The organism is Vibrio sp. YT-19(2023) (assembly GCF_033337395.1).
The window spans coordinates 196,129-212,411 of sequence record NZ_JAWOQN010000003.1 but is presented as its reverse complement, the minus strand read 5'-3'; the positions used below and the strand labels follow the sequence as shown (position 1 = coordinate 212,411).

Sequence of the window (16,283 nt, the reverse complement as noted above, 5' to 3'; positions counted from 1 at the left end):
TAAGCTTGTTTTCGTCACGGCCAGTTAGTGTCTGAAATCTATAGTGAATAGTTCAGCATGTTTAACGTGGCCGTGCGGAATATTGCTCTAGTATGCTTAACTCAACGAATAGCGGCTTGCACTGGCAACAGAAAGTGGCTTAGAGAACCAATAACCTTGCAGATAATCGACGCCCATTTCGGTAAAAAATTCACACATTTTGGCGTCTTCAATTCCTTCAATCACTACTTCAATATTATTTTCCTGGCACATAGTGATAAGAAACTTCAGATATTCTTGTGAAGAGCGGTTGGTTAGTGTTTTCCACGCCATCGACCTATCAATTTTGATTTGTGTCATCGGGAGGTCGAAGAAGCTATTTAATGAACTGTAACCAGATCCAAAGTCATCCAGAGAGAGTGCAAATCCTAGTTCCCTGAGGGTATTCAGAGGGGCAATGGCTGTCTGATTATTATCCAAAATAAACGTTTCTGTTAGTTCCAAAACAATAGACTCAGGATCGACACCAACCTCATCCGCCATGGCTTTAATTCGCGCAGGGAATTCACTGTTCATTAACTGAAGTACAGAAACATTCACGTTGACACGAACTTGGTTTTGGTAACGCTCACGGTAGTTTTTGATAAATTCGCACGCTTTGGCAAAGACTTGATATCCGAGTTCGACAATCAAACCTTTGTTCTCTGCAACGGGGATGAATTCGTCTGGATAAATTTCGCCAAACTCTTTGCTACGCCAGCGAACCAGAGATTCGAAGCTCACTACTTTTGAGCTTTTGGCGTCAATAATTGGCTGAAACTTAACGCTTAATGTCTGTTTTTCTAGTGCACTTTTTAGACCTTGTTCAATAAAGAAATAACGGTCTACGGCATGCTGAGTTTTCTCACTGTAAACCGCAACACGGTCTTTATTCTGCTCGCTTGCGTACTGACAAGTTCGTGCTGCTTTACGTAATATTTCCTCTGCTGAGTGACTTGGATCTATGCAAGGATACAAACCAATACTAATGTTACTTCCTAAGTATTGGCCCTCTTCAATCACTGCCTCGTGGTAGGTTTCCTTTAAACTTTCGGCGTAACTTTGCAGCGTTTCTACCGAGCATTCATCGTGAATCAAAATCGCAAAGTCATCATCATGTACGCGATATACAGAACTATTTGGAGAAGGTAGGTGACTGAGAGTTTGTAGCAATTTTTCCACTAACCCATCGACCAACTCGCTGCCATATTGATTTAAGTAAGATTTAATCTCTTCTATCTGAATGTAACAGATAGATGCACAAGAATCAGTGGCTCGCGCACTATCTTCAATATCCAGCAAGAGATGGGCGCGATTAGCCATACCTGACGCATTGTCATGAAATGCGACTTGATGAATGTAGCTTTCCATCAGCTTGCGTTCAGAAATATCACGGTGGCTACCAACCATATAATGACCATGTTCTGTTTCTTTGGTCATGGCTACGCCTTCAATCCAGACGTACTGTCCATTGGGTTTACGCACGCGGTAGGTCGTTGTGACCCTCGTGTTGTTGGTAATGATGTGAGCATCGACCCGAGTGGAGAGTCTTTCTCGATCGAGAGGGTGAACAAGGTCTAACCATTGCTCTAAGCTGATTCGACCAGCGTTGATACCAAGCTGCTCATAAAAGCCCTTGTTATAAAATACCATGGTGCCAAACTCATCCATGTAAAAGAGGCCTTCGTTAAATACATCGAAGATATGAATGAATCGTTCTTCGACGATTTTTAGGAACTCTCGGTCACTATCTGAGACTTGTTGGTCAAATATGGTGGTCAAGATATTTCCTCCTCGAGCCTTTTAGCATCAGAGATGAGTGTTGGGGTTGATAACATAGAGTTGATCTGCTGGCGTACATTACAATCACAAAAGTGTCAGTTCAAATTGTTTGGCTATCATTTTATGCGCTACTAGGTTAATAACATACTAAGATTAGGCGGCTAATCATCGACATTTATAAAAAATAGTCAACAGTAAAAATCATTTATAAAATACAGTTATTGATGCCGTCCGCAATCTATAAATATTTATGAATAATTATCCTAAAGTTATTTTCAGTTGTGTCGGTATCAATGTGTTGTTTTCTAACGTCATTTGTATATATGTTATCTTGGATAAAACCATAATAACAAAAAGGACTTAATGAGCGCGACCGATTATTAATTGACAGGATGCTCATTAATTGTAATCAATTCAAATTTATTATCACGCCAAGTAATCAAATCTCTTATAATGCGGACGTTAATATCGAGTAAGCCTTCTTTATATGCAGTACGATCCGAAAAATTCAATCAAAATTGCGCTCGCTGATATCGGCGTTGGTATGTTTGTTACCGCGATAGAGCACAACAAGCGCGTCAATTTAGCCAATGCAGGGCGGATATCTAGCCCTGAAGGCATTAAGAAGCTTGCTACAAGTGGCGTAAAGTATGTTTGGGTAGATCAAACATTATCTTCGCAGCAGTGTGTCTTCAAGCCTGTAGATGAATCAACTGATGCCACTAAAGAGACGAGAGAGCAGAAACACTCAGATTTTAAGAGGGGTCAACGAACTTATCGTTCGAGAGACATCCAACACAAGCGAGCCAAAAAGCTGATCGCTGAAGCAAAAGATTTGGCGCAGAAACTATTGAATCAAACTTTTGAAGGAAAAATCATTGAAGTTGATGAAGTAGAAGCTTGGGCTGACGATGTCATTGAAAGTGTTTTGATTGACTCAGATGCGTTGCAGTGTGTCTCTGCACTCCGAAAAAAAGACTCTTACTTATTGGAACACTCCGTCAATGTCGCTTGTCTTTTAGTGTCATTCGGTAAGTACTTGGGCTTGGATAAGCCAACGCTAAAACAGCTTGCTGTAGGTGGCATTATTCATGATGTAGGTAAAATTAAAGTCGATGATAAGATCTTGCACAAGCCAGCGAAGCTAACGCCTGAAGAATTTGAACATATGAAGCTACATCAAGTGTTCGCAGGTGAGATAATCCTTCACGTAAAAGGACTTAGTGACGTAAGCCGTGATGTTTGTTTGATGCACCACGAGAAGTTAGATGGCAATGGTTATCCTAGAGGCTTGAAGGGGGAGGAGATTCCAATTCACGGCCGTATGAGCTGTATTGTAGATATCTACGATGCGCTAACGGCTGATCGCTGTTACAAAAAAGGCATGAGTTCTGCCGAAGCGTTTAAAATCTTGTTGAGTCTAACGCCATTTCATTTAGACGCAGACTTAGTTTACAAATTCATTAATTGCATTGGGATGTACCCCGTAGGCTCTATTGTCGAGTTGAACGATGGGCGTGTTGGTATTGTTTGGTCTTCAAATGAATCTCAAGCATTAAAGCCAGAAGTGAAATGTTTCTACTCCCGCAAGTATAAACGATACATTGATGTCACGATGGTGGATTTAAAAACGAGTGCGTACAAAATTGAAAGAGCGATCGCGCCTTCATCGTTAGAGATCGATCCTAAGCCTTTTTATGATTAAGAGAAATAGATAAGCTTATACAACAGGCTTTACATCCTTGCATGTAGATCGTATTTTATTTGCATAACGATCTATTAATTTTTTCTAAGTTATTTAGATGCAAGATGGTTATTAAGACCTCGGCTTCATGGATAGAAACCGGGCGATAAAATAGTTCTACACAATGGGCTATAAACCTCATTTTGCTGGAAGGGATGCCAATGCAAATAGATACATGGATTTTTTACACTCTTGCCATTCTCGTGCTCACAGCTTCACCAGGACCAAGCTCACTGTTGTGTTTGAGTAAAGGAGTGAGTAGTGGGTTTCGTATTGCTTTCATGACTGCGCTTGGCAGTTTGTCTGCGATTACGATCATCCTTACGCTCTCATTTACCGGGCTGGGAGTTGTCATTGCTTCATCTGAGTTAGTTTTTAATATTATCAAATGGTGTGGCGCCGCTTATTTAATCTGGTTAGGTATTCAAGCGTTGCGCTCATCTCAGACAGATTTTAATAAAACGGCAACGACTCAAAGTTCCGCGACAGCGTTTAGCGCGTTCACTAGTGGTTTCATTGTTGGCGCTAGTAATCCCAAAGCGATAGTCTTTTTCACCGCTTTGTTTCCTCAATTCATAGAACCTTCCGCACCGCTACTGTCTCAATACGCGATTTTCGCGTCTACATTTGTGGTTTTTGAGCTTAGCTGGCTAACATTTTATGCATTGTTAGGGGTAAAAGCCTCCGATTGGTTGTTTGTCGCTGGAAGAGCGAAGTTGTTCAATCGTTTGACTGGTGGAGTATTTATTGGTGCAGGCGTGATGTTGTCGACGGCAAACCGATAAATAAGACAGACTTCGGTACGCAGTTAGGTTTTCCCATATAGTAAGTTGGAATGCGCTAATTTAGCTTTGTCTTATTTCCAGAATGGAAATAGACGTTTTGTTTATTTTCATTAGTGGCAACAGCCAAGCAGGAGTAAAATCACGTTACTCTTTAGGGATAGAGCTCGTATTTTGTCTTGTGGGCTTGTGGTTACTTTGTAGGAATATCTTAGATGACAAGCCTTTCTAAACTACAACAACGTTTTCTAGATATCGCGACCGACGTCCGTCTTTCTCCAAAACAGAAGTCGAGTTTTTTAGCTTTAGAGGCTGAAGCGTGCATTCCTTACATGACCGTATCCTCATCACTGAGACAAGCAATGGATGAAGGCATCATCTGCGATATGTTTGAAGGTCATGCACCGTTTAAACCTCGCTATGTGTTGCCTGATTACGCTAAATTTCTATCGCAAGGCTCAGACTATTTAGAGTTGTCTCCGGCTGATGATTTCGATGATGCGTTGAACATGCTGACCATCATTTACCATCATGTTCCTTCGGTAACGAACATTCCGGTTTACTTAGGCCAGTTAGATGATGTCTTGTTGCCTTACATAGGCGACCTAACAGAGAGCCAGATTTACAAAAAGTTAAAACATTTTTGGATCATGCTGGATCGCACATTGCCAGATGCGTTTATGCATGTGAATGTCGGACCGACAGACAACATTATTTGTCGCACTGTTTTAAAAGTAGATGCGGAGCTCAAGCAGATCGCACCGAATCTCACCTTTATGTACGACGAGACAGTTACACCTGATGATTTACTTCGTCAAGCGACACAGAACATTTGTGAATGCAGTAAACCGCATATTGCCAATTACCCAATGCACGCGAAAGCCTACAACGGCTCACGCTTTGGTATTGTAAGTTGCTACAACTCGCTTCCATTAGCAGGTGGCTCGAACACATTGGTGCGAATGAATTTAAAAGAAGTTGCAAAACGAGCATCAGACTGTAACGACTTCTTAAACAGTGCGTTGCCTTCTTACCATCGATTAATGGTCGAGCTCATAAACGCAAGAAGCACGCACTTGCATGAAAAATCGAACTTCTTTCAAGGCTTTTTGACGCAAGAAGGGTTGATAAAAGAGTCCTATTTCGCGCCAATGTATGGCGTTTACGGCATGGCCGAAGCGGTAAACCTTCTATTTGAAAAAGAAGGGCAAATAGGGCGATACGGAAAAAATGATCGAGCAAATACTTTTGCTCATGATGTTTCAGCAACACTGGCTAAACTGGTGGACTCAACCCCGGTGAAATATGGTTTAGATGGCAAAGCGCTCTTACATGCACAAGGCGGCATTAGCTTAGATCATGATGTTACGCCAGGTGTACGTCTGCCTTATGGTGCAGAGCCAGACCCTGTCACTTATGTACAAGCAACGGCGAAGCATCATCAGCATTATCGTGCGGGTATCAGCGATATTTTGACGATTGATGAAACGGTGAAATCTAACCCAGAAGCGATGTTCAATTTATGTAAAGGGGCACTAAATGCTGGTTATCGTGAGTTTACCGCGAATGTCACTTCAAATGACTTAATTCGCGTGACAGGCTACATGATCAAACTTTCAGACGTCGCGAAATATGATGAAGAAGGTTCGAGAACCAACACGACGTTTCTAGGTGCAGAAGCAGCAAAAAATACCAAAATTTTAGAACGCTCACCACGTGTGGTGAGTCATGAAGTAACACCGACTTACACGCAGGCATAAGTTCGGTTTAGGAAAGAACAAGATGTCTAGACGAAGTGGAAGCCTTTTGGCAAAAGTCACTCGTATCCTTCCTTTCTCTTGTGTTGATGGGCCAGGAATTCGTCTAGTCATCTTTCTACAGGGTTGTAACTATCAGTGTTTGAACTGCCACAATCCTCACACGATAAACCATTGTAATCATTGTGGTGAGTGTGTGAGTGAATGTTCAGCAGGCGCATTGAAGTTCGACGAAAACAACAACGTTGTTTGGCTTAAAGAGGAGTGCACCCACTGCGATCATTGTATAGAGATATGTCAGAACCAATCTAATCCAAAAATTACTGACTACTCTGTAGTAACAATGCTCGATTTGATACGCAAGCATCGCTTTTTCATCAGTGGTGTTACAGTATCCGGTGGGGAATCTACCTTACAACTTCCTTTCATTATTGAGCTGTTTAAAGGGATAAAACAAGATCCTGAATTACGGCACCTCTCTTGTTTCATCGACAGTAACGGTTCTTTAGCGGTTGCTGGTTGGCAGCGTATTCTACCTTTTCTGGATGGCGCAATGATCGATTTGAAAGCGTGGCAGACGGAGACGCATCAGTGGCTAACTGGGCGTGATAATCATCGTGTATTTAAAACCCTTCAATACCTAGTTGAACACGAAAAATTGTACGAGGTCCGCTTACTGCATATTCCCCAAAAAAGTGATTTAGATATAGAAATCGTAGCAATTGGACGTTACTTGAGTACTCTTCCTGAATCGGTGCTTATCCGTTTAAATGCCTTTCAGCATCACGGAGTAATGGGGGAGGCATTAACTTGGGATATGTGCTCTCATCATGATATCGAACGCTTAAAATCAGAGCTTCGATGCTACGTGAGTAACCCTATCACCGTGCCGACAGTACTCACGTAGTACTGTTGTTTATCTATGCTTACGCATCACAGGCATCTAACATGGCGCAAGCGTCGAGTAATTGTTGCTGTAACCATTTTAAAGCGGGATCGTTTAAGCTCGCTTTGTTCCAAACGAGGCTGTAGGCTACTTGCCCGTAATCGAATGGAAGAGCTTGTTCAACCAAACCTTTTGCTTGCATTGCCGCTCTTGCCCAAAGCTTGGAGCATGTGAACAAGTAATCCGAGTGCTGACACATCACCGCAGCTGAACCAAAGTCGGCTACACGCATGGCCAAGTTTCGCTTTGAATGCCTTTGGGTGAGATTTTGCTCAAAATAAGGTTGTGACAGATCTTTATCATGAATACCGATGTGTCTTGCACAAAGGTAACTTTCAACAGATAAGGGTTGCTCAGCGAGTGGGTTCGATGCTCTCATTAAGCAAACCATTTCGTCTTTCAAAATGGTTTTCCAGACCAAGTCTTTATTTTGTGTGGGTGGTTGGCTGAGATCGTGAGGAAGCAACAAAAAATCCACTTGACCTCTTGCTAATGCATCGAAGCTCATTTCCTCTTTCGCATGGACATTCAAGTGCGCGTGGTTACTCAGTTGTTGGGACAAGTGCTGTAGAACTGGCGCAAAGAGCTCAAACGAACTTTCACGCATTGCTAATGAAAAACTACCTTGATAGTAAGCCGGGTTAAAAGAGCCTTGATGTAATAACCCATTCATACTGGAGAGTATGCCATGGATTGATGGGCCTATATGCAGCGCAAATGCTGTCGGCACTAAGCGAGTGCCATCACGGTAAAAAAGGTCATCCTTTAGCGTTTCGCGCAACTGTCCGAGCGTTTTACTGACGCTCGACGGTGTTACACACAAGCGTTCTGCCGCAAGTGTGACGCTGTGAGTGGTTAACAACATATGTAAAACAGTTAGATGTTTAAGGCTTATACGCGAAAGAGCAATGTAGTCCATAAATAGCATGGTTTCTTATGATTTTTGGCAGTATATCAGCATGAAACAAATTTTTACTATTGTTTATCTCGGAAATACGCCTGTTTCTCTTTGAGCTCAATGCATTTAATGGGTTGCATAAGGATTGATGGTGCTTATAAGTCTAGAAATTTATCTTAGTTTTGTTGGACTTTAATGCTTTCATTTATTCAATTCTAAAGCTTCTATGTAATTTTAATCAGTTTGGAGGAGTTGATTGATTTGTACACGAATTAAACTTGTTCCTTGTTAATTAAAATAGATATTGTTTTGTTGATTGTTTGGTGATTTACTCATGATCCCTCAGTAACAAAGGTATAAATAATTAATGGACGACCCCTTTAGTCGACAAAACCCTTCACCATATGTCTTCTTATTATTGGAGACATGCTCATGCTAGAACTTTTTATGCAACCAGAAGCTTGGGCTATTTTCGCCACTTTGTTTGCGCTTGAAGTTGTCTTAGGCGTTGATAACGTCGTTTTTATCTCTGTCTTATGTGAAAGACTGCCGCTGCACCAACGTAAGCTGGCAAGAAACCTTGGTATTGGTCTTGCTGTTATTGCTCGTATTGGTTTAGTGTTTTCAATCTCTTGGATCATGCAATTGACTCAACCGCTATTTTCTTTGGCGAACCAAGCGTTTACCGGAAGAGACGTCATCATGATTGCGGGTGGTGCATTCCTCTTGGCTAAAAGCCTGAAAGAGTTGTGGAGTTGGTTAAATCACAACGAGTCTGCTCACTCAACTCACGCCCGTACTGGTTTAGCGGTAGTTCTGTTGCAGATTGTTGCCGTGGATGCTGTATTCTCGATGGACTCGGTGATAACCGCCGTTGGTTTGACAAGTGATGTCCCACTTATGGTCGCAGCGATTGTTTCTTCTGCTATCGTGATGGTCATGACAGCAGAAAAAATCAATAACCTGGTGTCGTGTTACCCTGGTTTTAAGACACTTGCTTTGTTATTCCTCGTTTTGTTAGGTGGTTTATTGATGGCAGAAGGCTTCGAAATTCATATCAACAAAGGTTATGTGTATTTTGCGATGGCATTCGGCTTAATTCTGGAACTTTGTCATATCCAGTTAAAAAACAAACAACGCCCGACTATTAAACGTCTTAGTCCGTTGCGAGTTCATCCAACCAGATTAGAAGCTCGTCAATAATAAAAGATATTGCCGCTCATATGAGCGGCATTTTTATATTTGTCATCACCTATTTTTACTCTCTTTTTATTTTGTTGTCGTTTCGACAAAAAATCGCATTTGTTGTGGGGTTGAAGATTTTTTATATAGACCGCCCAACTAATATGAGTGAACGACAATAATGGATAAAATGATCGATGCGTTAGCAACCCATGGCTACTACATCTGGGATGATTTTCTTTCTGAACTAGAAGTGGATCAATTGCGAGACTGCATTCCAAGTAACTGGAAAAAAGCGCGTATTGGTCGTAATGACGATGTGACTCGTATTGAATCAATTCGAAGTGACAAAATTCAATGGTTGTCGCCCAATATGGGGCACGCGGTTACTTCTTACTTAGATAAGATGGAAGAAATACGCCAAGAAGTGAACCGTCACTTGTTTCTGGGACTTTTTGAGTATGAAGCTCACTTTGCCAAGTACGAGGAAGGGGATTTCTACCAAAAGCATCTAGATTGTTTTAAGGGCAATGAAAACCGTCGATTGACAACCGTTTTTTACATGAACGAATCTTGGACGGAAAAGGATGCAGGTGAATTGGTGGTTTACGATCTAAATGATAATAAGATAGCAACCATCCCTCCTCAATCAGGACGCTTACTTTTATTCTTATCTGAGCAATTCCCGCATGAGGTTTTACCGACCAACGCAGAGCGGTTCAGCATTGCAGGTTGGTTCAGAATCAATGGTGTGCGAGACAATGTACTTGATATTGCAAAATGATTGGTTTGCAACCAGCATAAAATCAGCAAAGGGCGTAGATACGCCCTTTATCGATTAAACATTAGTTGATAGCTCGTAACACTCGGTCATGTTTCGCTCTAGCACTGCATAGACGTCAGAACAAAGTTCTTGTTTAGCGACTTGCTCGCCCATAATCGCGGCGATTTGTGCTTGAGCCATTCGTCCTCGGTAGGGACGGTCCTGAGACAGAGCTTGAAAAACATCGGCAACCGCGACAATACGCGATGGTACATCGAGTTCGTCTCCTGTTTTATGATAAGGATAGCCAGAACCGTCCAAACGCTCGTGATGATTAGAGGCCCACTCCGCTATTTTAGCGTTGGGAAACACTTTGTGTAATGCGAGCTGAGTATCAATTGTATGGCGTTTAATACGCGTATACTCTTGTTTATTAAGAGAGCCTTCTTTATGAAGAATCTCATCTGGTGTTTTTAACTTTCCGATATCATGCACCAACCCAGCAATAAATAACATCTCTTGGTCGTGCTCACAGAGCCCAAGCTTGATGGCTAGATACCGAGATAACTCCGCCACTTTTTGCGAATGTTGATAAGTAAATGGGCTTTTTGCGTCAACAATTCGAGCGATAAACATGCCCAAACTATTCATATCTTGGATGGTGAGCTGTTTTTGAAGCCAATCAATGCTTTTAAAGTTTAATCCGATGGTTTCTATATTTTCAGACTCCATCGCGAACCAAAATGCGTCGGTCATAACGAGCTTAACCATTGCCTTAGCCATGTCTGGATTAAACAAAGTTCCAGCGTTTGCCATGATGCATTCTGCAATTAGTTCTTCATGAAGTGTGACAATGTCACAGTGGCAGTTCATGACGTATTTGGAACGCATAAAATCGAGACGATCGGCTAAATAGAGTAGGGCAGCGACCTCTTTTTCAAAAGGCGGTAAATCAAGATATTTTAGTTCACTCCAATGTGTATGGTGGTAAAGAACAGGTGTCGCAAACTGACGCAACAAACGACACTGCTTGAGGCTTCGGTATCCTCTTAAGCAATGTGTTTTTACATCTTGTGGCACCAACTCCTCAAGTAACATTTTATGTTCTTGTGTTTCGGAGACCCCACAATCGTGGATCATCCCTGCGAAGTAGCAAAACTCCGCTTTTTCTGGTTCCCAGTTCATGACCCGAGCACATTGGTAAGCGATGTAAGCGACACGGTGGCTATGGTGCGTATCATCAACACCTACATAGTCGAGTGCTCGAGCAACCCAGATAAGTGCTTGTTTCAGATCGACTTCAAAGCCCATGTCCGTATGGGAATGGCAAGAATGATTCATGGTTTATACCGACATTGCTAATTAGCCCACGCTAAACCCAAATCAGAAGGTGATAGGAAAAATTGGGTACGACAGCGAATAGACCCCAAAAAGGTGGGCGTTTAGACATAGTTTTGATTATGGGCGGGATAATAATCCTAGTTGCATAATAATATCACCTGAAGCTCATGGTTAAGAGTCAGATATTTGAACTAAGTATAAGTTTTGAAAGATTATTGTTGCTCTTGTTGACTTATTTGAAAACGACAATAAATCATGATGTAACGCATTCTTATTTTTATTTTTGTAAATCGTGCTCGGGCTCAACCAGAGACACACGGTATTGATGTGTGATTAACAGAATTCATATTGTTGCTTTTGAAGGCAAAAAATAAGAAGACTTCTTCGAGGCTCGCTCTGTAACTAACAGAGTAATAGGGAAAGAAGCTTGTTAACTACATGACAATAGAGCGTCGTTGAAAACATTTTCTCTGTAGCTCATGTCGTTGAGGAAAGATAATAAAATGGTACGGTTTCCCAGCGATGCTAGCCCTTTTAGTGAGATAAGTTTATTGAAAATGTGTGATTGCAAAGTAAGCATAGGTAGTAAAAGTAGCTAGAATGATAGCTCTAAATGAAAAGGATTTCGTATGTTGAAGCATCGTTTATACCGGAGTTACACCGCTGGGTTAAAAATTGCAGCCCATATCCTTCCTATGCCGAGACCAACCTTGTTTTCCGGCCCTGGTTCGATGAATGAGCTATTAGAATCGATGACCGAGCTGGGATTTAAACGCGTTTTGTTAGTTACCGACGAAGGGTTAGTCCAAGTCGGTATTGTAGATAAGGTGCTTGAGGCAGCAGCACAACTCGATTTACAGTTAGATGTTTTCTCGCAAGTTAAGCCCGATCCTACCTATGATCAGGTTGAGAGCGGTCTAGAGGCTTATCATCGTTTTCATTGTGAGGGCATATTAGCTTTGGGTGGCGGCTCTGCAATGGATTGTGCAAAAGTCATCGCTGCGAAAGTTACCAATAAACGGCCAATAAAAAAATTAGCTGGACTATTGAAGGTATGGCGAATGCCAGCGCCGCTTTTTGCTATTCCAACAACGGCTGGAACCGGAAGTGAAGTTACTATCGCTGCGGTCGTGTCAGATCCCTCCTCACACATTAAAACCCCTTTAATGGATCCAAAGTTGGTGCCACTAATGGCAGCTTTAGATGCGAATTTAATGATTGGTTTACCTCCTAAGATCACGGCTGATACTGGCGTTGATGCATTAACCCACGCTATTGAGGCCTATGTATCGAAAAACGCTACTCAAGAAACGATGGCTTATTCGGTTGCCGCTATTAAACTCATTTTTAAATATCTTCCTAGGGCTGTGATGCAAGGGGATGATGTCGAAGCTCGTCATAAAATGGCTATGGCATCCTATTACGCGGGTTTAGCATTTACCAAAGCGAGTTTGGGTTATGTTCATGCCTTTGCTCACACATTCGGTGCGAGATATGGAATACCTCATGGTATGGCAAACGGATTAGCCTTGTTGCCTGTGCTGCGCTTTTCATTATCAGAGATTGAGCCTCAACTAAGAAAGCTCGATGAGTTGACGGCCGAGGGGCAGTTAGGTAACGCAAGTGCTCAGCATTTTTTGGCGAATCTGGAGTCCTTGTTTTCAACTATTGATATTGAGCAAACCAGTGCGCTCATTCAACGTGAAGATGCTGATGCGCTTGTTGATTTAATTCTGAAAGAGGCGCACTGGAATTACCCTGTTCCCAAGTTCATGAACAGGGAAGAATGCACACAGTTATTGTTAAATATCAGTAAGGTGTAAGTTATAGTTTACATGTGTGGTTTTTTATCCTTACACTTTGCTTGATCTTCTGCTAAAGATCCTACAATATCGACGGCAATACAAATATGGTGTTGGTTTCGGTCCGCCGTTGCCCGATCTAATACTGATAATTTCTAATAAAGTGTAAAGATTAATATACAATGAGTCGTTCTAAAGTATTCGGTAGTACGCTAATTATTGCGGGCACTACAATAGGCGCTGGTATGCTAGCGCTTCCACTTGCCTCTGCCGGCATTGGTTTTTCAACTTCTATTATCATCATGCTAGGTTTATGGGCTCTGATGGCTTTCACTGCCTTGCTTATGCTTGAGCTTCATCAACATGCGGAGAGTAGTGCTACACTTCATACTTTGGCGAAACAGATCCTAGGTCAAAAAGGCAAGTGGGTGGCAAGTTTTGCGATGTTGTTTCTTTTCTACTCATTATGTGCAGCGTATATCGCTGGCGGTGGTGCTCAGTTCGGAGACCGCCTTGCACAATGGTTTGACCTCGATATTTCAGGGCCTACATCAACGATAATCTTTACCTTGATTGTGACTTTAGTTGTGACAGTGGGTACCGGTACGGTCGATAAAGTAAACCGAGTTCTGTTCGCGATGAAGCTCATTGCAATGGTTGCGGTGCTTTCTTTTCTTGCTCCAAACGTTACGGAATCTTACTTGTTAAGTATGCCAATCGAACAAGGCCTTGTTGTAGCGGCGATTCCGGTGATCTTTACTTCGTTTGGTTTCCACGGAAGTATACCTGCAATTGTGAGTTACTTAGACGGTGACACTTCTTCTTTACGCAAAGCCGTTATTATTGGTTCGACGATTCCACTCGTTATTTATATCTTTTGGCAAATCGTGACGTTGGGTGTGGTTAGCCAAAGTACGCTTGTTGAGAACGGAGGGTTGAGCGCACTGATTGGTCAACTATCTCAGACAGTACACCAATCAAATTTGGGTAGCATTGTTGGTGTGTTTGCTGACTTGGCATTGTTGACATCGTTCCTTGGTGTGAGTTTGGGTCTATTCGAATTTTTGGGTGATACCATCAAAGGAAGTAACGATAAGCCTAATCGTTTGATTGCGGCACTAGTGACGTTTACTCCACCGCTAGGCTTCGCACTTTTCTATCCTCAAGGCTTTATTATGGCTTTGGGCTATGCAGCGATTGCCTTAGCGATTTTAGCCATCTTTTTGCCTTTGGTTATGGTGATCAAGGTTCGTAAATCGGATGATTTTACTGGGGAGTACCGCGTCGCAGGTGGTCAAGGTGCGTTAGTGATAACGGGCATCGCTGGCACTGGCATCGTATTCGCTCAGGTGTTAATTACGCTGGGTGTGCTTCCTGCTCTAGGCTAGTTGTTTAGAACGTTCTTTGAATAACTTCTAGTTACTGAGTCCATCGTAATCAATCAGTATTGTTAGGCCAACGAGTTTCGCTCGTTGGCTTTTTTAATCTGGATCAAATTACCGTAAGATATCCGGTGAAAAAATTGGTAGAAATGTGCTTTTATTTCGTACACTTAAGTTGTGGTATATCGATAATTTAAGTGGAGAAAACCGCTCAAAATACCATTGAATTTGCAACACAATGAGCTTTTCTTGTTTCTCTGCTTTGGTGTGGAGGTGAAGCATGGCGCACCGGAGTTTTTACCCGTTTGCAAAACCGCTTAACGAGCAACTGCAAACGCTAAAAGGCAGGATGCAGGCGCACTTGCCATGTATTGATAGGGTGTCATTTGCAAAATATCACCCAGACCAAGATGTGCTCAAATCATTTGCAGAAAGTGAGTTCGACACTTGGTGTTTAGCCCATCACGAATCAGCATTCCGTAAACTCCACCACCTCAATATTGCCTCTAAAAACGCGGTTCCTCGTATCGTCGAAGACCTTCATGATATTAATCACTGTCCTCGGGTTCAAATTTTACTCAAACACGGATATCAGTCGTCGGCTGCTATTCCTTGTTATGACAATAAAGCTTTTACTGGTTTTGTATTTTTGAACTCCACTCAACGTGATGCGTTTAGTTTAGAAGCGCTGAATGGTCTTAAACCTTATTTCGAAATGATTCGATTTGCGGTTGAATCAGAAACTCAAGTAGTCAATGCGATAGAAACGCTAGCGAACCGAATGCAATGTATGATGCCAGGCTATTCACCTGAGTATTACGCGCATACCAAACGCATGAAGTACTACAGTCAAATTATCGCAACGCAGTTAGCGGATCGTTATCACCTGAATGACGAAATGGTCGAAGATATTGGTATTTTTGCTCAGTTCCATGCGCTCGGTGATAGTCAGCTGCCAGTTGAAATTGCTAGCCGCCGAACAAATTACTCTCAAGAACAAGAGGCGATATTGATTCAACATATTGAGCGTTGTATCGATTCAGCGGATGACATAGTTGCCCGTATCGGAAATCCGGTTCACCCGAGTGTGACTTTGTTTTTGCAGATGATTATTTATCAGTACGAAAATTTAAATGGCACTGGTTATCCTTATGGTTTAACCAATGATGATATACCAATAGTCGCCCAAATTACGGCTGCCGCGAATGCCTTTGATTTTATGACAACGCACCATCCGTATAGACAAGCGTGGTCCATCCCATACGCATTGTTAGAACTTGAAAAATGGGTATATCAGGGGTGGTTATCTCGAGAATGTGTTGATGCTCTGCGAGAGCATCAAGGTTATATAAAGCAAATCATCCACAAATATCCCGAGCACTATACAGGCTTGGGGTTAATGTGAAGAGCAGTAACAAAGTTGAAATGTTGACGAGGAGGAATATTTAAACAATACTGTTTTTATATACAGTAATAAGTTTGGAGGTGAAGTATGTTGTGGGAAACCCTTGAAAGAGTAAACCGCTTACGCCAACAAGCACTTGCAAATCCTGAGTTTGTTGAGTCAGCAAAAGAGCACGAACAAGCACTTCAGGAGCAAGAATACCATTATCAAACTAAGAAAAAGCGTTCAGCCAAAGACAAACAAGGTAAAAAGTCGCTGGCCGATATCTATAAAGAAGTAGAGTTTGGCGCTGACGCTCGTCATTAATGTATTCACTGCGGCATTTTTCATTTCTTCATACGCTGCAGTATTCGTTCAAATTTATGCGAGAGCAGTGGGAGACCGCTGCTCTCGTTGACCTGCCTATAATTTACTAATGAAGTTCAGCAGAGCAAATTATCACTAACACTTAGCAATTCTCTCAATGATCTTGTTTATGTAA

General features: G+C 42.0%; 13 protein-coding genes. 10 read left to right on the top strand and 3 right to left on the bottom strand.

What is annotated here, in order from left to right; all coding sequences use genetic code 11:
• Window positions 1–96: 96 nt before the first annotated feature.
• Entirely contained in the window at window positions 97–1,800 is a 1,704-nt protein-coding gene (locus tag R7E78_RS04120; RefSeq protein ID WP_318057675.1) for a putative bifunctional diguanylate cyclase/phosphodiesterase, read from the bottom strand.
• Between the two features lie 487 nt (window positions 1,801–2,287).
• Between R7E78_RS04120 and R7E78_RS04115 the strand changes: the two genes are divergently transcribed.
• From R7E78_RS04115 to R7E78_RS04100, 4 genes are all read left to right on the top strand, one after another.
• Window positions 2,288–3,505, top strand: a complete 1,218-nt coding sequence (locus R7E78_RS04115; protein ID WP_025766705.1) for an HD-GYP domain-containing protein — start codon at window positions 2,288–2,290, stop codon at window positions 3,503–3,505.
• 200 nt (window positions 3,506–3,705) lie between these two features.
• Window positions 3,706–4,329: a LysE family translocator gene (locus R7E78_RS04110; RefSeq protein WP_025766704.1), complete on the top strand. Its 624-nt coding sequence runs from the start codon at window positions 3,706–3,708 to the stop codon at window positions 4,327–4,329.
• A gap of 212 nt (window positions 4,330–4,541) precedes the next feature.
• On the top strand, window positions 4,542–6,086 hold the full coding sequence (locus R7E78_RS04105) for a YjjI family glycine radical enzyme (RefSeq protein ID WP_318057674.1): 1,545 nt from the start codon (window positions 4,542–4,544) through the stop codon (window positions 6,084–6,086).
• Window positions 6,087–6,108: 22 nt separating this feature from the next.
• Entirely contained in the window at window positions 6,109–6,990 is an 882-nt protein-coding gene (locus tag R7E78_RS04100) for a YjjW family glycine radical enzyme activase (RefSeq protein ID WP_318057673.1), read from the top strand.
• A gap of 19 nt (window positions 6,991–7,009) precedes the next feature.
• On the opposite strand, the gene R7E78_RS04095 is transcribed toward R7E78_RS04100, so the two are convergent.
• Window positions 7,010–7,948, bottom strand: a complete 939-nt coding sequence (locus tag R7E78_RS04095) for a LysR family transcriptional regulator (protein WP_005377737.1) — start codon at window positions 7,946–7,948, stop codon at window positions 7,010–7,012.
• A 411-nt stretch (window positions 7,949–8,359) separates the two neighbouring features.
• On the opposite strand from R7E78_RS04095, the gene R7E78_RS04090 reads away from it, so the two are divergent.
• Complete coding sequence (locus R7E78_RS04090) at window positions 8,360–9,130, top strand: TerC family protein (RefSeq protein WP_005377734.1); 771 nt, start codon at window positions 8,360–8,362, stop codon at window positions 9,128–9,130.
• A gap of 160 nt (window positions 9,131–9,290) precedes the next feature.
• Entirely contained in the window at window positions 9,291–9,893 is a 603-nt protein-coding gene (locus R7E78_RS04085; protein WP_213866549.1) for a 2OG-Fe(II) oxygenase, read from the top strand.
• A 54-nt stretch (window positions 9,894–9,947) separates the two neighbouring features.
• Here the strand turns inward: R7E78_RS04085 and R7E78_RS04080 are convergent, their stop codons facing one another.
• On the bottom strand, window positions 9,948–11,213 hold the full coding sequence (locus R7E78_RS04080) for an HD domain-containing phosphohydrolase (protein WP_213893821.1): 1,266 nt from the start codon (window positions 11,211–11,213) through the stop codon (window positions 9,948–9,950).
• Window positions 11,214–11,842: 629 nt separating this feature from the next.
• Between R7E78_RS04080 and R7E78_RS04075 the strand changes: the two genes are divergently transcribed.
• The 4 genes from R7E78_RS04075 to R7E78_RS04060 all read left to right on the top strand — a co-directional run bounded on the left by R7E78_RS04075 (window position 11,843) and on the right by R7E78_RS04060 (window position 16,108).
• Window positions 11,843–13,036: an iron-containing alcohol dehydrogenase gene (locus R7E78_RS04075; RefSeq protein ID WP_017634023.1), complete on the top strand. Its 1,194-nt coding sequence runs from the start codon at window positions 11,843–11,845 to the stop codon at window positions 13,034–13,036.
• 161 nt (window positions 13,037–13,197) lie between these two features.
• Window positions 13,198–14,403 (top strand): aromatic amino acid transport family protein, encoded by a 1,206-nt coding sequence (locus tag R7E78_RS04070; RefSeq protein WP_054701450.1) that lies wholly within the window; start codon window positions 13,198–13,200, stop codon window positions 14,401–14,403.
• A 274-nt stretch (window positions 14,404–14,677) separates the two neighbouring features.
• Entirely contained in the window at window positions 14,678–15,802 is a 1,125-nt protein-coding gene (locus R7E78_RS04065; RefSeq protein WP_115385952.1) for an HD-GYP domain-containing protein, read from the top strand.
• An 87-nt stretch (window positions 15,803–15,889) separates the two neighbouring features.
• Window positions 15,890–16,108: a hypothetical protein gene (locus R7E78_RS04060; RefSeq protein WP_005377723.1), complete on the top strand. Its 219-nt coding sequence runs from the start codon at window positions 15,890–15,892 to the stop codon at window positions 16,106–16,108.
• The last annotated feature ends 175 nt before the right edge of the window (window positions 16,109–16,283 follow it).